Below are 17,857 nucleotides of genomic sequence, written 5' to 3'. Positions count from 1 at the left end.
ACCGGTGACAACACAACCGAGCCTCACGCGCGCCCTGAAACTGCCCTCGCTGGTCCTGTTCGGCCTCGCTTACCTGACCCCGCTCATCGTGCTGGCGATCTTCGGGGTGATCGCCGAAACCACCGGCGGAGCATCCCCGTCGGCGTATCTGGTGGCCATGGTCGCCATGCTCTTCACCGCGCAGAGCTACGGCCGCATGGCGGTTGCCTATCCGGTGGCCGGCTCCGCGTACACCTATATCAGGCGCTCCATCGATTCCCGGATCGGCTTCCTGGCCGGTTGGGCCGTCCTGCTGGACTACCTGTTCCTGCCGATGGTCATCTGGCTCATCGGGGGCTCCTACCTCACGGCGCAGTTCCCGGATATTCCCATCGGGGTCTGGATTGTCGCGTTCATCGCAATCACCACGCTGCTCAACGTGGTTGGCGTCAAGGTGGCTGACAAGGCCAACTACCTCCTGATGGCATTTCAGCTTCTGGTGATAGTCCTTTTCGTGGCCTTGTCGGTTGGAACCTTGGTCTCGACCTCCGGCGCGAGCGCCCTGGTCAGCACCGCTCCGTTCTTCAACGACACGTCGAGCTTCGACAAGATCACGGCCGGCGCCGCCATCGCCGCGTACTCGTTCCTCGGCTTCGACGCCGTGTCCACCCTCACCGAGGAGACCATCGAGCCAAAGAAGACCGTGCCGAAGGCGATCATGCTCGTGGCACTCATCGGCGGCGCGATCTTCGTGGTCGTGTCCTACACGACCCAGCTGATCCATCCCGGCGGGGTGTTCGACGATTCGGCGTCGGCGGCGTCTGACATTGCCCTGAAGATCGGCGGGCAGTTCTTCGGCGCCGTTTTCCTGGCGGGCCTCGTGGTGTCCCAGTTTGCCTCCGGACTCGCGGCACAGGCCAGCGCCTCACGACTGCTCTACGCCATGGGCCGGGACTCCGTCCTGCCGAAGAAGATCTTCGGAGCGCTGAACAAGTCCTTCCACACGCCGGTATTCAACCTCGTCATCACCGGCGCCGTGGGACTCATCGCCATGTTCCTGGATGTCGCCACCTCGACCTCGTTCATCAACTTCGGCGCCTTCACCGCCTTCACCCTCGTCAACGTCTCGGTCATTGCCTACTACCTGCGCCAACGTCGCTCGGGGCACCGGCTCAGCGTATTGTTCTACGTGGTCATGCCGGCGGTGGGAGCCATCATCGACGGGTTCCTGCTCTCCCAGCTCGATTCGAATGCCATCACGCTGGGCCTGATCTGGCTCTGCGTCGGCGTCGTGGTGCTGGGCATCATCACCAAGGGGTTCCGGAAGGCGCCGCCGGAGATGGTGATGGAGGAAAAAGAACCCGCCCTTGTGTGAAGACTGGCCACAGTGTTTCCCGGGTCACAGCACATAGGGAGAAATGAGGAGTACGTGCGCATCACCCTAGCCCAGATCGATTCCGGCACGGACGTCAGCCGTAACCTCGACCTCATCGCGGATTACTGCGCACGGGCAGCCGACGAGGGCTCTGAACTCGTGGTGTTCCCGGAGTACTCGACGTACGAGAAAAGCCGGGTGGACCGGAGCTTCGTGGACATGGCCGAACCCCTTGACGGCCCGGTGGCCGCACGACTCTGCGCGACGGCGGCACGTGACGGGATCGCCGTCGTCGCCGGCCTCCTGGAAGCGTCCGGTGAGCCCGAAGCGTCCGGTGAGCCGGACCGGGCGTTCAACACCCTGGTGGCGATCGGTCCGGACGGTTCCCGCCTTGCCAGCTACCGGAAGATCCATCTGTTCGACTGCCAAGGCTTCCGCGAGTCGGACTACATCAAACCGGCACCTGAGCCGGTGCCCGTCACTTTTTCCTGCGGCGGCATGACCTTCGGATTGATGACCTGCTACGACCTCCGCTTCCCCGAGTTGGCGCGCGTCCTCGCCGACGCCGGCGCCGAGGTGCTCCTCGTCTGTTCCTCTTGGGTTCCCGGCACGGCCAAGACCGAGCAATGGGCAACCCTGGCCAAAGCCCGGGCCATCGAGAACGGGGTGTACGTGGCGGCAGTCTCCCAGACTCCTCCGGTGTCCATCGGCTACAGCATGCTCATCGATCCCCTGGGCACTGTCCTGCATGGCCTCGGCACGGAGCCGGCCTTCGCGACGCTTGACCTTTCACCGGATGCCGTCCAAGCAGCGCGGGACCAGTTCCCTACGTGGCGGCACCACCGGATCCCCTAGTAATCCCGCGACCTCTTCTAGGCCGCCCCACTCTGTGCTAAACCAAAGTCAAGATGCACGATGCTCCGAAGGAGAAACGCGATGAGCACTACAACGGACAAAGGATCAGGCCGAGGGCTGGAGGTCCGCTCGATCGACTATGTTCCCTTGGACGAGCGGCACGGCAAGGTCTCCCACATCGGACCGCTGTGGTTCGTCAGCAACGCCCAGATCGCCACCTTGGCGGTGGGATTGATCAGCATTACCACCGGCGGCAACCTGATCTGGTCCCTGCTCGCGATCGCCATCGGCGTGCTTGTGGGCACGCTGTTCATGGCGGCGCACTCTTCGCAGGGCCCGCAGCTCGGCTTGCCGCAGATGATCCAGTCCCGGCCTCAATTCGGGTATATCGGCGCCCTGCTGGTGTGGCTCTTTGCCTATCTTCAGTACGCTGGCTTCAACATCTTCAACACCATCCTGGCCGGCCAAGCCATCTCGGAATCAGTGAACTTCGGATCCCAAAACCTCTGGTTCTGGGTGGTCACCATTCTCGCCGTCGTCATCGCATTGTTCGGCTACGACCTCATCCATGCCTTTGAGCGATACCTCACGTACTTGACCATTGTCATGCTGGCGCTGCTCACCATTGCAGCCGTCAAACTGGTCATGCCTGCCGGCGCATACAACCTGGCTGACTTCCACTTGGTGCCGTTCCTTGGCCAGCTGGGTGTCGCGGCCGGCTACCAGATCTCCTGGGCCATCTACGTCTCGGACTACTCCCGCTACCTTCCGCCGGCCAGCGGACGGGGCACCTTCCGGTGGACGTTCTGGGGCAGCGCACTCGGCGGTATCTGGGTGATGTTCCTGGGCGCGTACATCGGTGCTGCGGCTGGGGAGAACTTCGAAACCATCGGCTCGATCAAATCCACCGCCGACCAGCTCTTCGGCGGCTTCGGTGGAATCGCCTTGTTCGTCGCCGCCCTGGGCCTGCTGTCCGTGACGGCTTTGAACATGTACGGCGGTTCGCTGACCCTGATTTCGTCCATCGACAGCGTGCGCCAGATCCGGCCGACGCTGAGGATCCGGATCATCACGATCTCCATCACCGCCCTGATTTCCGTGGTCCTGGCGAACCTTGCTTCGGCCGACTTCCTCGCCAACTTCAACGACTTCCTGCTGTTGGTGCTCTACTTCTTCATCCCGTGGACTGCCGTCAACCTGACCGACTACTTCATTGTCCGCAAGGGCCACTATGCCATCGCGGAGATCTTCAAGCCTGACGGGATCTACGGACGCTGGGGCTGGCCTGGCATCATCTCCTACCTGGTCGGCTTTGTGGTGATGATCCCCTTCTTCTCTGCCGGCAAGCTCTTCGTCGGATTCATAGCCCACGCCCTCGACGGCGCCGATATCTCGCTGTTCATCGGACTCCCCGTCTCTGCCGGGCTGTACTGGCTGATGACGCGGCGCATCGACGTCGACGCAGAGACCCGCCTGGCCAAGGCAGAAGCGGAGGAGGTAGAGGCAGCAGCGCACGAACACCTGCTGCCGTAACGCGGTCCGACAGACTCAGGCCGTTGCGATCTCAGGCGGTTGCGATGACCGTCGACCTCGCCAAAACGTTGCCGGACTTGTCCAAGGCCTCGACGGCGGCCCTCGGCGCGGCGGCCACCGCCGTCGAGGTTTCAAAGCCGCGACGCGGCACCGTCACTGCTTCGGACAGCGGCCCGGAGCCGGCTCCGGTCAGGAACCTCCACTTGGCGACCTCGGTTGCGCCATTCCAGCTCGTGTAGAGCTGCATCGTGGACCCGTTGCCCGGAACCGCGGCCAAGTCGGGGACGGTGTCCGGCCGGCCCGTCCACGGCGAGCGGTAGGTGCGGTAGGAGGCGTCACCCAGTCCGGTCGCCTCGAACACCGCTTTCCCATCGGGAGTGAATTCAGTGGCGGCCGGATCTGCGCCCCAGCCGACCAGGACATGCCCGTTATCCAGGAACTGCAGGTTCCCTTCGGCGTCGCCCCGGTGGCCGCCCCGGCTGAACTCCTGCTTCACGACGGCGGTGCGCGCCTTTTCGTCGACGGCGAGGAGCAGCCCGCGCGACGTTCCGGTGGTGCCCTGGTTGTAGTGGTTGTCGAACATGCTGATGATGCCGTTGGGCCGGCGCCGAACATCATGTTGCCAAGCGAAGACCGATTCAGGGGTCATCGAGAAGTCGCTGCGCTTCCCGCCCAGCCGCCAACGGATCTTCCCGTCGGAACGGCCGATCAAATAGGCGGTGTGCGTGTGGCGGGACGAAACCAAGAGTGCGTCCCCGCTCTCGTCCACGGAATTGAGATGGAACGGATCGAACGCTTTCGTGGCATCGGAGCCGTCGGCCTTGGGGTTGTCGGACGGGCGCAAATAGGACTCAATCAGGTCGATATGGTCCGAGGCGGTCCAATCGAAGAGGACCTTGCCGGAACGGATGGCGACTTCCTGCACATGGCAATCAAACATGTAGCCCTGCGCTGGACCGCCCACTGATGTCAGGTCATGCTGGACGGTCGGGTAGGAGATCATCAATGCCGTCCCGGCGGGGGTGATGGTGAACTCGTGCAGATCCGCTTGCAGCCCGTTGCCTGTGTTGACCTCGGCCACGGTGCGATAGTGGATGTCCTTGACGACGCCCTTCCCCGCGCCGTGTCCGCCGGTTCCGATTCCCGTCCAATAAGTCAGTACCGGCTGGCCTTCGAAGGCTTGCACGCGAAGGTCCGTCACGCCGGAGCCGGTCGGTTCCATCCATATCGGTTCCCCATGGTTGTCCATGATCAGCCCGTTCGAGCCATGGCCCATCGGTCCCACGAACAGCAGGCCCGCGCCGGTAGGTCCGGTGGCCCAGCTGGCAACGCGGGCAGCGGTCAAAGCGGTTGAGACGAAGCTACGGATCGCCGGAGCGGAAGCCGTGCTGCCCGCCGACGGCGTCGGTGACGCTGCCGGCGTCGGTGTCGCCGCGCTGACCGGGGCCGTACCGCCGGGCAACACGCCCGTCCTCGCGATGCCTAGTCCGGCGACTATTCCCGCGCCTGCCATCCCCGCCCCGGTGAGGAATCCACGCCGGCTGACCCTGAAGCGGGACCCGCGGTTTTCCCGCAAATCTGCCCGATCGCCACTCCCAGACTCCGTGTTCTGCTCCATCCCCTCAGGATAGAACTGGAATACAGCACGGGAACCGGACAGAAGCTGCAAGTTTGCTGTAAGAGCGCGGAGCGGGACCTCGATGTGTGGCGGGGTCTGTCACGGCGTCACACGGAGCAGGTTTTTGTTCCCTCTCATCCACCGCGAGCCCCGGACTCCGGGGTTTCAGCGCAGCCGCATTGCCAAAAAGTTGCCTCACGTGACGCGGGTGGAGGCGGACTATTGGCTGATGTGGGCGTGCGCGGCTTGGTAGTCCTGGTCGCTGACGGGTTCAAGCCACGTGGCGCTCATTCCGTTGTCGTGCTCCACCAAGGCCACGTGGCACATCATGTTGTCACGTGTTCCGCCGTGCCAGTGTTCCTCGCCGGGCGGGGTGTGGACCGTGTCCCCGGCACGCATGAGGATCACGCCGCCGTCGCGCGTAGCGACGAAACCGACGCCGTCGGTGCAATGCAGGGTCTGGCCAAAGGGGTGGGAATGCCAGTTGGTGCGGGCCCCGGGGGTGAAGCGGACCATCGCCGCCACGAGACGCGACGGCGCCTCGCCGTTGTGGAGGGGGTTGAGATAGACGTCTCCCGTGAACCTCTCCGTCGGGGCTTTGGCCGTGCCTGCTGAAACGGGTACTGCAAGTGCCGGTAACCCAACGGCGCACCTCCGCACCGCCGTGGCGCATGGGACCGTGGAGGTGGATGTGACATGGGTGACAATAGTGACGTTTGGTGCGAAGCTTGTCACGCGAGTTGACTATTCTGTCAACTCGGGTCTCATTTGATCCTCAGGGAGAATTCGTGAAGAAGATTCTTAGCGTTTCCGGGGCGTTGTTGCTGTTGCTGGGTGCGGTCTCAGCAACAGCGCCGGCGGCAGTTGCCCAACCATCTCCGTCCGCCAATTGGCATGCGGAGAAGGCCTGCGCCGATGTCCCAGCCGGCTCTGCCTCGTGTTTTGCGCTCAAGTACGTCGATGATTCAACGACCGCGGGCCAAGCGCATGGAGGACAAGCCAAGCCTGCTTCGAGCACGCCACCCGCCACCGGCAAGACCCCTGCGGATATACAGAGCGCTTACAACATCACCGGCCTCCAGTCCGGCGGCCGAACGGTCGCCGTCGTGGATGCCTACGGCTATCCGAACCTTGAACGCGATCTCGGCGTTTACCGCTCACAGTTCGGCCTTCCGGCATGCACGGTCAGCAACGGCTGCCTCACGATCATGGACCAAAACGGCGGGAACAAGCTCCCCAGGTTCAATTCCGGGTGGGCTGACGAGACCTCCCTCGACGTCGACGCCATCTCGGCAGCGTGCCCGGACTGCAAAATCCTGGTGGTACAGGCGACAACAGCCGGCCTCACCGATCTTGGTACAGCCGTATCGACGGCCGCCAAGCAGCCAGGCGTCGCGGCGATCTCCAACAGCTACGGTGGCGGGGATTCGGCGGACTCCAGCTACGGTGCGTACTACAACCACCCGGGCATCGCCGTGACAGCGTCAACCGGTGACAACGGGTACACCGGCTCGTCCTACCCTGCGTCCTCGAGCTACGTCACCGCGGTGGGAGGCACCTCGTTGGTCAAGAACTCCAGTTCACGCGGGTGGGGCGAATCTGCCTGGTCCGGCTCTGGATCGGGATGCTCAAGTGTCAACGCCGCGTTGCCGGCGGCTGCCACCTTCGGCACCGGCTGCAGCAAGCGCGCCTCAGCGGACGTCTCCGCCGTCGCAGATCCGCAGACCGGCTTGGCAGTGTACGCACCGAGCAGCAGCACCACCTCGTCATGGGCCCAGTACGGAGGCACTAGCCTCTCCTCGCCCCTGATCGCGGCCATGTATGCGCTTTCCGGGAACACCGGCAGCTCCTCGGCACTGGCCAACTCCCTCCCCTACACAAACTCGGGGCACTTCAATGACGTCGCCTCGGGTTCGACGGGCACTTGCTCCACGAGCCAGTGGTGCCTCTCCGGCACCGGATGGGACGGGCCCACAGGCGTCGGCACTCCGAACGGGGTCGCCGGACTCTAGATATGCGGTAATCGCCCGAAGGGTGGCCGGCGTCCAAGGGTGCCGGCCACCTTGCTTTTAAAGGGCAGCATCACTAGTGCTTAAGGTTTGTCAACTCCTGGAGAACCTCATCCGAGGTGGTGATGATGCGGGCGTTGGCCTGGAAGCCGCGCTGGGCCACGATCAGGTTGGTGAATTCCTGGGAGAGGTCCACGTTGGACATTTCCAGGGCCCCGGCAGTCAGGGTACCGAGTCCCGCGGCGCCCGGGGCACCCAACTGGGCCGCGCCCGAGTTGGCGGTAGCCACGTAAGTCGAGCTACCGGCCTTTTCAAGGCCGCCGGGGTTGGTGAAGCGGGCAAGGGCCACCTGTGCCAACACCTGCTTGGCACCATTGCTGAACGAGCCGATGAGTGAGCCGTCGCCGCCCAGGGTGAAGGACTCCAGATTCCCTGCCTCGGATCCGTTCTGGCTGCCGACCGTGAGCGTGCTCATGGAGGCAAAGCCGGTCACGGTGGACATGTCCACCGTGATGCCGCCGACGGTCATGGCACCGCCCGAGGTCAGCGCACCGTTCGCGAACGTGAGGGTCGTGTTGCCTGCGGCGCCGTTGGCGTCCGCCCCGGCCACATCCCAACCGCCCGCAGAGCGGCTGAACGTAAGCGTCAAGCTGCGGGAGGCGCCGTCGGCGTCGTAGACCTTGACTTGGCGCTCCACGCTGGTCCCCACGGCCGCGTCGGACGGCAGGTTTCCGTCCAGAGAGGCCTTGGTGGTGGCGACCGCCGCCGACGTGGTGTTGGGCGAGAGGGCGATGGGGCCGATGGGACCCCCCTGGTTCACGACGCCGTTGGCGGCGGACCAGCCCTGCAGGATGCCGCCGTCGGGACTCACGAGCCGGCCGGCCGCGTCCATGTCGAAGGCGCCGGCGCGCGTGTAGAGCTGCTGGCCGGCCTTGCTGGTGATGAAGAACCCGTCGCCGGAGATCATCATGTCGGTGGCGCGCCCGGTGCTCTGCGATGAGCCCTGGCTGAAGTTGGTGCTGATTCCCGCCACGCGCACGCCCAGGCCGATCTGGGCGGGGTTGGTGCCACCGGTTTCAGTCTGCGGGGCCCCAGCGCCCTGCGTCATCTGGGAAAGCGTGTCCTGGAACTGGGTGGAGGAAGCCTTGAAGCCGGCGGTGTTCACGTTGGCGATGTTGTTTCCCGTGACGTCCAGCATGGCCTGGTGGGCACGGAGGCCGGAAATTCCGGAGTACAGCGAACGAAGCATGGTGTTGCCTTTCTTCGGGTGGTTCGGGGAGTCTTATGGAGCGTCAGGCGGTGGGCGACGGAGCCGGTGTGGGCGACGTTGCGGCCGTCATCCCGCTGATGGAATCGAGCGGAACGTTCACTCCCCCGACCGCCACGGTGGGGGTTCCGGCAGCGAAGGAAACCGAGCTCGCGACGCCGGAGCCCTTCGTCCCGTCCGGGAGATCGTAGCTGACGTTGTGGCCGATGATCTGTGCCGCAGCGCTGCGCATCTGGAGCGAAAAGCTCTCCTTGGCGTCGGCGGTGAGTTCCGTCATTTTTTCCATCATGGACAGCTGGACGGTCTGGCTCATCATCTGGTTGGTATCCATGGGTGAGCTCGGATCCTGGTTCTTCAGTTGTGTCACCAGCAGGGACATGAACATGTTCGAGTCCATGGACTGCGCGGGCGCGGACGCGGCGGTTCCGGCTGCGGTGGTTCCAGGCTGGACTCCGCTGCTTGCCGCGATGGCTTGGATGGTCACTATTGGGTCTCCTTCATCAGACAAGAATGTCCAGGCTGCTGGTACTGCTTCGGGGAGGTACGACGGCGGTCCGCGGCAGGCGAACCGGCTCGCCGTCGCTGCCGCGCGGGAAGGCGGGGCTATCGGCCGGGCGTCGGTCCCGGGGGTCCGAGCCTCCCGCGCCGGCATCGGCCGGAGCGTTGTGTTCGGACAGGTCGAGGCTGGCGCCGAAGCCTGATTCGCCGAGTCCGCGCCGCAGTTCCGGCAGGATGCTGCGCACTGCCTCGCGGCCTGCTTCTCCGGGGGCGAACAATTCGATCCGCACCCCTGAACCGTCGATATGGGCCCGGACCGTCAGCGGGCCGAGGTCTTCCGGGGACAGCTTCAAGGTCATGACATGGGCGCCGGGCGCCGCCGAGGCCAGGGAGAACAGCGGCCCGGACACTTGTGGCACGAGTTTCGCCGGGTCTGCCTGGGGCGTGAGTGGTGCCATGCCTGCGGGGGCCGCCGAAGGAGCTTCCTGGAGCGGCGACGCTGGCTGCACCACCACCGGTATCCCAGCCGGAATCCCCGCAGGAATCCCCGCAGGAATCCCCGCAGGAAGCGCGAGTGCCGGGGCGGCGGGAGTGTCCTGCCCGAGGATCCGCTGTGGCTCCTGCTGCGTCGCAGGTTTCCCGGCGGGAAGTGCGACGGCGGTGGCGGACTCGCCTGCCGGGGCCGCGGTCGCGTTGACCCCGGGTTCGGGGCCGGCGGGCAACGGTTTAGTGGGCAGCGCGGTTCCGGGGAGGGGGCTCGCGGGCAACGGGCTCGACGGTTGAGTGCCGGCAGGCTGCAGACTGGCCGGCAATGGGCTGGCCGGGATCTGACCGGTCTGGCGTGAGCTTTGACCAGGCTTTCCGACCAGCACTGCCGGCACAGAGGGAGCAGGGACCAAAAGAGGAGGGACCACAGGCCCTTGGGCCGAAGTACCGGGGGCGTTCGAAGGCGCCGGGTTTGCCGTCAGCGCCGCCTGGATGCTGCCCGTATCCACCCCTACGGCAAGGCCTGCCGTGGCCAGCGTGCCTGCAACCACTCTGGCCGGCGCCGTACCGTCAACCACGCCGACTTTGACCGGCACAGCGCCGCCCGAGCTGCCCGTCTGCGGAGCAGCGGTCCCGGCTGCGGGACCGCCGGCTGCGGCCGCGCCCGCAACAGCACCTGCCGCAACAGCGGCAACAGCACCCGCAACGACACCTGCCGCATCCACAGCACCCGCCGCATCCACCGTGTCCTTGGGGACCTTCGTCCCCTCCGGCTTGGCGGCTCGGGCGAGCGGCACGGTACCGTCGGCTGCGGGCTTCCCCTGCGCGCCGCCGTCGGGCGCTTGCTGCGCGGGCCCATCGGAGGTCTTCGCGTCCGATGCCAGCACGCTGTTCATCACTGACTCGAAACCGGCGGAGGCGCCAAGCTGCGGCACCAGTGGAGAGCCCGGAACAGCCGGACGCGGGGAGGCCGCAACGGCGGGAGGCAACTGCATCACGAGCCTCCCGCCGGGACTATGCGGCGGATCGCGGTCAAGTTGGACTGCTGTTCCCACGCATCGCGGATCTGGATGGTCTGGCCGGGGACGGGAGCGTCGATCGCTTTGCCGTTGCCAAGGTAGATGGAGATGTGTTCGCCGCCGAAACTGACCAGGAGGTCGCCGGGCTTGGCCTGGGCCAAGGACGCCACCGGCGTGCCTTGGCGCATTTGATCGCTGACGACGCGCGGCAGATTGACGCCGAGATCCTTGAAGACGCGCTGCACGAAGCCCGAGCAATCCATGCCAACGGCCGGGTCCGTGCCGCCCCACACGTAGGGCACGCCCACGTATTTCCTGGCGTCAGCCACTACGGCATCGCCGGTGACACCGCCGGCGGCCGTGCCGGTTCCGACCCCCGAAAGCACTCCGAGGCCCGCAATGCCGGAGAGCGCGGCATTGCCGGGGAGGGCTGCAACGCCGGAGAGGCCCGCAGTTCCCGCGAGACCCGCGGTGCCGTCGAGGCCCGCGGTGCCGTCGAGGCCCAAGGAAGAAGCGAACTGGCTGACGTCCGGCGTCGTCGATCCCCCGACGGCGGTGCTCAGCGCTTGCGCGAAGGACGCCGCGTCCGTCGAAGAGGCCGTACCCGCGGAAGGGTCGGCCGTCGCGGAAGGGTCGGCCGTCGCGGAAGTTGCTTGCGGGCTGATGCCTTGGCTAAGTTGCTGCAACACCGATTGGATGCTTTGGATGCGCCCGATGGCCTCCGCCATGCTCATGAGGTGGCCTTCCGGTGCCACGCGGAGGACGCGATCTCGTCCAGCACGCTTTGTTCGGCGTGCAGCGCGTAAGCCTCGAAAGCGGCGCCGTGACGGGTTTCGAGTTTCTCCAGTCCCACGGCCCGGCGCTTTGCCTCGGTGTATTCGGCACGGGCCTCGGCGGCTTCAGCTTCCGCGCTGGCGGCCAAGGCGTCAAGCTCAGCCAACATGCTTTGCGCGGACGCGCGGGAGGCCGCGATGGCCAGGAGCGACGCGGAGCTTCCGGGATCTCCGGCGGATTCGGCCAGCTCTTCCCGGGCGGTAGCGCGCCGGGATCGCAAGGACGCGGTCCGGGAGTTGGCGCGCGCCAGGCCGCTGGCAGCGGCATCCTGCTGGGTCTGGCGCAGGCGCAACAGCCCGGCCAGGGAGAACTGACGGTTCACGCGGCTCCTTCGAGGCTTGCGGAGAGGCGGAAGAGTTCCGGCCACGACTCGCTGTACGGGGTGGAATCGTCCATGCTTTGCTGCAGGAACCCGTTGATGGCGGCTTCATGGTCCAGCGCCGCGTCAACCAAGGGATTGCTGCCACGGTGGTAGGCCCCAACGTCGATCAGGTCCTGCGTGCTGCGCCGCGCGGCGAGGACCCTGCGCAGGGAGGCCGCGAGCGCAGTGCGATCAGCGGAGTTGACCTTGGAAGCCACGCGGGACACCGATCCAAGGACGTCCACCGAGGGGAAGTGCCCCGTGACGGCGAGCTTCCGGTCCAGGACCACGTGTCCGTCGAGAATCGAGCGGGCGGCGTCGGCGATCGGTTCGTTGTGGTCGTCGCCGTCCACCAGCACCGTGTAGATACCGGTCACGGATCCGGTTTCGGCGGTGCCGGCGCGTTCCAGGAGCCGCGCCAGCACGGAAAAGGTCGACGGCGGGTAGCCGCGGGTGGCGGGAGGTTCTCCGGCGGAGAGGCCGATTTCGCGCTGGGCCATGGCCACACGGGTCAGCGAATCCATCATGAGCACCACGTCCTGGCCGGCCTCGCGGAAGGATTCGGCAATCCGGGTGGCCGTGACGGCGGCGCGCAAGCGCATCAGGGCAGGTTCATCGGACGTTGCAATAACCACCACTGAACGGGCCAGGCCTTCGGGACCGAGGTCATCTTCCAGGAACTCCCGCACTTCGCGCCCGCGCTCCCCCACCAAGGCAATCACGGAGACTTCGGCGTCGGTGCCGCGGGCGATCATGGACAGCAGCGAGGACTTGCCGACGCCCGAGCCTGCGAACAGCCCCATGCGCTGACCGCGGCCAAGAGTGGCCATGGTGTCCAGGACACGGACGCCCGTCTGGAGCGGGGTGTCCACCCGGGCGCGGTGCATCGCGGACGGGGCTTCGTTGTCCAGGGGGACCATGGGACTCGCGGGCAATGGGCCCTTGCCGTCGATCGGACGCCCGAGCCCATCCAATACCCGCCCGAAAAGGCCGCGGCCGGTAGGGACCAGGATCGGAGCGCCTTTGGAACGGGCCGGGTCTCCCGCGGCCACTCCGGTCAACCGTCCCAGCGGCATGCAGCGCACGGCGCCACTGACTGAGGCGACCACTTCGGCGTCGAGTCCTGGGGCCTCACCGATGGTGACCAGATCTCCCACCGCGCAGTCCAACCCGGAGACCTCCAGGCCGAGGCCGAGCACGGACGTCACAGTGCCCACCCGCTGCGGTGCCGCGGCGGCGAGGGCTGCGCGGAAACGGCCTGCGTGCGGCCGGTATGCGGTAAGGCTCATGCGTCGTTCCCCAACAGGGCTGCTTTGGCCCTGTCCACCGCGGTACCGAGCCGGGCGTCGAGCCAGCCCTGCGGATACTCCGCGATCGCATCGCCGCGGTCCAGTGCGGGATCGGCCTTGAGTTCGACGCCGGCCACGCTCCCGATGTCGACGGCGGTCAGCGCGGCGAGGTCCTCCGGGTGGAGCCGGACAGTGGTCACTGTTTGCACGTCGGAAGCCGTTGCCAGGGCCCGGGCCAAAGCGGCGCGGGCGGTGTTCGCGCCGTCGTTGAGCTCGTAGCCCAGGATGGCTTCGGCGAGTTCCATCGCACCGGCTGCCAAGACGTCCTGTGCTTCCTCCAGCACGGCGCCGCGGCGCTGCCGGGACTCGGCGGCCGCCGCTTCGAGCGCACGGACAGCGTGCCCCACGGCCAGGCGCCCGGCGTCGAGCATTGCGCGGTGTTCGGCTTGAAGCTGTTCCCGGAGACCCAGCTGTTCGGCGGCCGCTGCCCGGATTCCGGCCGCGTAGCCTGCCGCGTGTCCCTGGGTGTACCCCCGGTCCTCCTTGCGTGAGCTCGTGGCCGGCTGGATGTCCGGGAAGACCACCCTGCGGAGTCCGGCCTCAGTAGACATAGTCGTCTTCTTCGCCGCGCCGGACCACGATGGCGCCTTCGGCCTCAAGCTCACGGATGGAACGGACAATCTCTGCCCGCGCCTCTTCAACCTGGGAGGCGCGCACAGGCCCGGCGGAAGCCATCTCGGCTTCGAGGATTTCGAGGTTGCGCCCGGAAACGTTGGTGCGCACTGCCTCGAGCACCGCGGCGGGCGCACCCTTCATGGCGACGGCGAGCACTTCGGCATTAACGCCGCGCAGGATCTGCTGGATGTCGCGGCGTTCCAACTTCACGATGTCCACGAACGTCAGCATCCGGGCGCGCACTTCCGTGGCCAGGTCCGGATCGAGGGTTTCCAGGCCTTCCAACACGGAGCGCTCGGTGTTGATGTCGGATCGGTTGATGATGTCGACGAGGGGTTGGATGCCGCCCACAATCTCACTCGACTTCCTCTGCGACATGACGGCTCCGGCGCGAACCTTGAGGGTCTCGGCCACGATGCCCACGGCTTCCGGCGAAGCCATCCCCATGGTGGCGATGCAACGGGCCACCTCACTCCGTTGCACGTCGCCCAGGCCGGCCATGACGGCGGATGCCTTGCCCGGCCGCAAATGCGCCAGGATCAAGGCAATGGTCTGCGGCATTTCGCCGTCGATGAGGGCCAGGAGCTGGCCCGGATCCATCATTTCCAGGAATTCGAAGGACTTCCCGGCCATCGTGGATGCGAGACGGTCCATGAAACCGGCGGCTTTGTCCGCACCGAAGGACGCTTCCAGGAGCCCGACGGCGAATTCCTGGCCGCCGCGGGCCGTGCGGCGCCCGCTGACCGCAAGGTCGTGGAATTCTGTCAGGACATGGTCCGCCACGGCTGACGAGACGCGGCGCAAGCGCACGATCTCGCCCGCGATGTCCTCGGCCTCGGACTCTGAGAACTGGGTCATGAGGGATGCTGCGCTGGCCGGGCTCATCTGCATCAGCACCACGGCCACCTTCTGGGCACCGGTCAAGCCGCCTACGTCCAACTCCCCGGCCCTCATACCGGCTGCCTTTCATCCATGAGTCCCCGCAGGTAATCGGCGGTCCGTGCCGGGTTCTCGGCAACCATGGCCTCAATCTGCGCCCGCCGGCGTTCGCCGTCGAGAGCTTCGGCTCCAGACATCGGCAACGCCGGAACCGGATGCACAGGCGGCAGTTCGATCGCAGACGTGGCGGGGGGCCCTTCGAGCGCCGGAGCGGACACCGCTTGGGGCAGCATCTCGTAGTCCATCCGCTCGCCAAGATCGACGGGCTCGCGGCGCTGGCGGCGGCGCAGGAGGATCAGCACCAGCACAATCAGCGCGACCACGGCCAGCAGGACGCTTCCGGCCAGGATGAGGGTATTCATCAAATCCGACTGTTGCTTGGCATCGGCTTGCGCTTTTGCCGCGCCCAGCGCCTGTGTCGCTGCGTCTGCAGCGGAAGTGCTGAAGGGCAGCACCTCAACCGTGACCACGTCGCCGCGGGTGGGATCGACACCGGCCGCGGAAGTGACGAGCGCCTTGACGGAGTTGACGTTGAGTCCTGCCGCCGCGGCCTGGTTGATGGCGACGGAGATTGTCTGGCGTTTGAGGGCGCCTTGCGGAATGGTGCGGTCCTCCGTGACCTTGTTGACGGCGTTGTTCTTGGTGGTGTCGCTGGAGTCGAACGTCCCGTTGCCGTTGGTGCCGCCCGGCACGGCAATGTTGTCCGGGCCCAGGACACCGGAGGCGCCGCCGCCGGTTCCCGTGTACTTCTCCGTCTTGGTGCTCTCGCTGAGCGGAGCGGCATCCTTGGCGGTGGAGAAGGTCTCGCTGCGCTGCTGCGCGGACTCTGCAGTCACGTCGGCCGCGACGGCGACGGTGGCGTTGCCGGGGCCGACTACCCGGTCCAGGACGGCCTTCACCGAATCGGAGGTGCGCTGCTGGTAGTCGGCGGCTTGCTTGGACGAGGATCCGGTGGCTCCCCCTCCCACAGTGGAGAGGACGTTGCCTTGGGAGTCCACCACGGTCACGTTCGTTGGCTTCAGGTTTTCGATCGCCGCCGAGGTCAAGTGGACGATGGCCTGGACCTTGTCTGCGGACAGGGTGATACCCGGCTGCGTTTCCACGAACACGGATGCCGTGGCGTCCGGAGTCGTAGCGGTGAACACCGTTTTTGCCGGAAGGGCGAGCTGAACGGCGGCGGTCTTGACGCCGTCCATGGCCTGGATGGTGGTGGCGAGTTCGCCCTCAAGCGCGCGCTTGTACGTCACGGTCTGCTGGAATTCGGAGGAAGTCACTCCGAGCTTGTCCAGCAGCGAATAGCCGGTGGCCGCGGCCGCCGGCAGGCCCGCCGCGGCCGCTTTCAGCCGTTCGTCGTTGACCTTGTCGTCGGGGACAAGGATGGTGGAACCGCCGTTGCTGAGCTCGTACGGGACGTTGTCCTTGCGCAGCTGCTCCACGATGCTGTTGGCGTCCGTGTCCTTCAAGCCCGAGAACAGCGGCGAGTAGGACGGCTTCCCCAACCATGCTGACAGGGCCACTCCGCCGAGCACCAGGACGGCGATGCCGATGATGGCGATGGTGCGCTGCCCGGCGGTGAAGCCCTTGAATCCATCGCCTATCTTGCGGAAGAAAGCGGCAATCTGTGGGGGCATCAGGCCTGCATCCTCATGATCTCGTTGAACGCGTCAACGCCCTTGTTCCGTACCGTGGAGACAAGCTCCATGGTGATCTGGGCGCGCGTGGCGGCGATCGTCGCTTTGTGGATGTCGTCGAGGTTGCCCGTCACCGCAGATACCGCCAGCTGGTTCGACGTCGATTGCAGTGACTGGAGGTTGTCCACGGCACCGGTCAGCGCCGTCGCAAAGCCGTTGCCGCCCGCCGCCCCGGTGGTTCCGCTGACGCTGTCTGTGCTGCCCAGGTAGCCGGTGCCGGTGACGCCCTGCACGGAAAGACCTCCGCTGCCCTGAATTGCGCCGATCGGGTCCAAAGCCATCAGGATTTTCCTATCTCGAGCGCTGCTTGGTAAGTCTCACGGGCACGGTCGACAACTTGCGCGTTGGCCTGGTAGCCGCGTTGCGCCACAATCAGCGCACCCATTTGTTCGGAGAGGTCGATGTCCGGATAACGCACGTACCCCTGGGCGTCGGCAAGGGGATGGTCCGGTTGGTACACCAGCCTGCCGGTGGCACTGCCCTGGGGGGTGCTCTTGACGTACACACCGTTTCCATCGCTGCCTTCGGCGGCTTCGACGTAGCGGGCTTGGAAGGCCTTGCCGCTGGTGCGGGACACGTCGTTGATGTTCGCGAGGTTGTCCGAGACGGCATCGAGCCACTTGCGGTGGACAGTCAGGGCGGAGCCGGCAATGCCGATGGCGTCAAAAGTCATCAGCTGGTCCTCAGTGCCGTGCGGATCGCGGTGAATTCGTCTCCGACGGCCCGGGCCGCGAACTGGTAGCGCAGGACGGTGTCCACGTTGGAGAGGGTTTCCGTGTCCAGGTTAACGTTGTTGCCGTTGAGCTGGGTGGGTTCCTGCGACGTTGACACCGTGGGTGCAGCGTAACCATTACCGGCGCTCACCGAGGCCGCGAGCGCGTCTTCGAACTGCACCCTTTTGGCGTGGTAGTTCGGGGTATTGATGTTCGCGATGTTGTTGGCGATGGTGTTCTGGCGCAAGGAGAGCCCATCCAGGGCGCTGCCAAGCGCAACAGAAGTCACTGAGTCGAACACGTCGGCCTGCCTTCGCGAATAGATATGAAGAGGCCGATCCGTGGCCGTGCATCGAGCAATCCCTGCTCAACTTCCACCATCGGCACGCGCCGAGGATCCGTTAGTCGATTCAGGGATAGTTTTCGGTACTTTTCTTCAGCCTTGGACGTCGAGGATCAACGGACGCGAGGCATCGCGGCTTCCAGGGACTGTGCTGAGTGCGTCCAGGTGGGCAAGGGCGTCGTTCCGGATTTTGCCGAGGATGTTCACGGATTCCAGCTGCGCGTCAAGGAGCCTCCGTGCCCTGTCCACCAGAGCCGGCGGAAGGGGCCCGGCCTCGGCAGGGGGATTCCAGGGCACCGGCTCTCCCCCGGAGACCGCGACGGCGATATCGGCTTCCAGCCGGTCCAGGATGTCGGACCATTCCCGCATCGGG

Annotated in this window: 19 protein-coding genes; 4 read left to right on the top strand and 15 right to left on the bottom strand. The window is 65.9% G+C overall.

The window, feature by feature from the left end; translation table 11 throughout:
• Positions 1 to 4: 4 nt before the first annotated feature.
• The 3 genes from QRN45_RS04700 (at position 5) to QRN45_RS04690 (ending at position 3,742) form a co-directional block, all read left to right on the top strand.
• Positions 5 to 1,354 carry an APC family permease gene (locus tag QRN45_RS04700; protein ID WP_139359579.1) on the top strand — a complete coding sequence of 450 codons (1,350 nt, stop codon included), beginning with the start codon at positions 5 to 7 and terminating at the stop codon, positions 1,352 to 1,354.
• A gap of 54 nt (positions 1,355 to 1,408) precedes the next feature.
• Positions 1,409 to 2,209 (top strand): carbon-nitrogen hydrolase family protein, encoded by an 801-nt coding sequence (locus QRN45_RS04695; protein ID WP_241708105.1) that lies wholly within the window; start codon positions 1,409 to 1,411, stop codon positions 2,207 to 2,209.
• 81 nt (positions 2,210 to 2,290) lie between these two features.
• Positions 2,291 to 3,742 carry a purine-cytosine permease family protein gene (locus QRN45_RS04690; protein ID WP_241708104.1) on the top strand — a complete coding sequence of 484 codons (1,452 nt, stop codon included), beginning with the start codon at positions 2,291 to 2,293 and terminating at the stop codon, positions 3,740 to 3,742.
• 31 nt (positions 3,743 to 3,773) lie between these two features.
• Here the strand turns inward: QRN45_RS04690 and QRN45_RS04685 are convergent, their stop codons facing one another.
• Positions 3,774 to 5,360: an arylsulfotransferase family protein gene (locus tag QRN45_RS04685; protein WP_241708103.1), complete on the bottom strand. Its 1,587-nt coding sequence runs from the start codon at positions 5,358 to 5,360 to the stop codon at positions 3,774 to 3,776.
• 219 nt (positions 5,361 to 5,579) lie between these two features.
• Positions 5,580 to 6,095 (bottom strand): (R)-mandelonitrile lyase, encoded by a 516-nt coding sequence (locus QRN45_RS04680; RefSeq protein WP_308196778.1) that lies wholly within the window; start codon positions 6,093 to 6,095, stop codon positions 5,580 to 5,582.
• A gap of 53 nt (positions 6,096 to 6,148) precedes the next feature.
• Here QRN45_RS04680 and QRN45_RS04675 point away from each other — a divergent pair, with 53 nt between their 5' ends.
• Positions 6,149 to 7,372, top strand: coding sequence for a S53 family peptidase (locus QRN45_RS04675; RefSeq protein WP_241708102.1), 1,224 nt, complete (start codon positions 6,149 to 6,151; stop codon positions 7,370 to 7,372).
• A 73-nt stretch (positions 7,373 to 7,445) separates the two neighbouring features.
• Here the strand turns inward: QRN45_RS04675 and QRN45_RS04670 are convergent, their stop codons facing one another.
• From QRN45_RS04670 to QRN45_RS04610, 13 genes are all read right to left on the bottom strand, one after another.
• Positions 7,446 to 8,618: a flagellar hook protein FlgE gene (locus QRN45_RS04670; RefSeq protein WP_241708101.1), complete on the bottom strand. Its 1,173-nt coding sequence runs from the start codon at positions 8,616 to 8,618 to the stop codon at positions 7,446 to 7,448.
• A gap of 43 nt (positions 8,619 to 8,661) precedes the next feature.
• Entirely contained in the window at positions 8,662 to 9,120 is a 459-nt protein-coding gene (locus QRN45_RS04665) for a flagellar hook assembly protein FlgD (protein ID WP_241708100.1), read from the bottom strand.
• A 16-nt stretch (positions 9,121 to 9,136) separates the two neighbouring features.
• Positions 9,137 to 10,615 carry a flagellar hook-length control protein FliK gene (locus tag QRN45_RS04660; protein WP_241708099.1) on the bottom strand — a complete coding sequence of 493 codons (1,479 nt, stop codon included), beginning with the start codon at positions 10,613 to 10,615 and terminating at the stop codon, positions 9,137 to 9,139.
• Entirely contained in the window at positions 10,615 to 11,373 is a 759-nt protein-coding gene (locus QRN45_RS04655; protein WP_284762533.1) for a C40 family peptidase, read from the bottom strand. Before QRN45_RS04655 ends, QRN45_RS04660 begins: the two co-directional genes overlap by 1 nt.
• Complete coding sequence (locus QRN45_RS04650; protein ID WP_078106343.1) at positions 11,370 to 11,795, bottom strand: flagellar FliJ family protein; 426 nt, start codon at positions 11,793 to 11,795, stop codon at positions 11,370 to 11,372. The genes QRN45_RS04655 and QRN45_RS04650 overlap by 4 nt, the downstream gene beginning before the upstream one ends.
• Complete coding sequence (locus tag QRN45_RS04645; RefSeq protein ID WP_241708098.1) at positions 11,792 to 13,123, bottom strand: FliI/YscN family ATPase; 1,332 nt, start codon at positions 13,121 to 13,123, stop codon at positions 11,792 to 11,794. Before QRN45_RS04645 ends, QRN45_RS04650 begins: the two co-directional genes overlap by 4 nt.
• A complete protein-coding gene (locus tag QRN45_RS04640; protein WP_241708097.1) occupies positions 13,120 to 13,734 on the bottom strand; it encodes a FliH/SctL family protein in 615 nt (204 codons plus the stop codon). Before QRN45_RS04640 ends, QRN45_RS04645 begins: the two co-directional genes overlap by 4 nt.
• Positions 13,724 to 14,752, bottom strand: coding sequence for a flagellar motor switch protein FliG (gene fliG / locus QRN45_RS04635; protein WP_284762532.1), 1,029 nt, complete (start codon positions 14,750 to 14,752; stop codon positions 13,724 to 13,726). The genes QRN45_RS04640 and fliG overlap by 11 nt, the downstream gene beginning before the upstream one ends.
• The gene (fliF, locus tag QRN45_RS04630) at positions 14,749 to 16,368 is read right to left on the bottom strand and encodes a flagellar basal-body MS-ring/collar protein FliF (protein WP_284762531.1); all 1,620 of its coding nucleotides are present in this window, start codon (positions 16,366 to 16,368) and stop codon (positions 14,749 to 14,751) included. Before fliF ends, fliG begins: the two co-directional genes overlap by 4 nt.
• Positions 16,368 to 16,709 (bottom strand): flagellar hook-basal body complex protein FliE, encoded by a 342-nt coding sequence (gene fliE, locus QRN45_RS04625; RefSeq protein WP_241708094.1) that lies wholly within the window; start codon positions 16,707 to 16,709, stop codon positions 16,368 to 16,370. The genes fliF and fliE overlap by 1 nt, the downstream gene beginning before the upstream one ends.
• Complete coding sequence (locus tag QRN45_RS04620) at positions 16,709 to 17,101, bottom strand: flagellar basal body rod protein FlgC (RefSeq protein WP_241708093.1); 393 nt, start codon at positions 17,099 to 17,101, stop codon at positions 16,709 to 16,711. Before QRN45_RS04620 ends, fliE begins: the two co-directional genes overlap by 1 nt.
• A complete protein-coding gene (locus QRN45_RS04615) occupies positions 17,101 to 17,442 on the bottom strand; it encodes a flagellar basal body rod protein FlgB (RefSeq protein WP_078106350.1) in 342 nt (113 codons plus the stop codon). Before QRN45_RS04615 ends, QRN45_RS04620 begins: the two co-directional genes overlap by 1 nt.
• Before the next feature lie 135 nt (positions 17,443 to 17,577).
• On the bottom strand, positions 17,578 to 17,853 hold the full coding sequence (locus QRN45_RS04610) for a hypothetical protein (protein WP_241708092.1): 276 nt from the start codon (positions 17,851 to 17,853) through the stop codon (positions 17,578 to 17,580).
• Positions 17,854 to 17,857 lie beyond the last annotated feature (4 nt).

Source organism: Arthrobacter sp. efr-133-R2A-63, assembly GCF_030209795.1.
Taxonomy (GTDB): domain Bacteria; phylum Actinomycetota; class Actinomycetes; order Actinomycetales; family Micrococcaceae; genus Arthrobacter; species Arthrobacter bambusae_A.
Note: the sequence above shows the minus strand (reverse complement) of the source record. Positions and strands in the feature narration are given on the sequence as shown.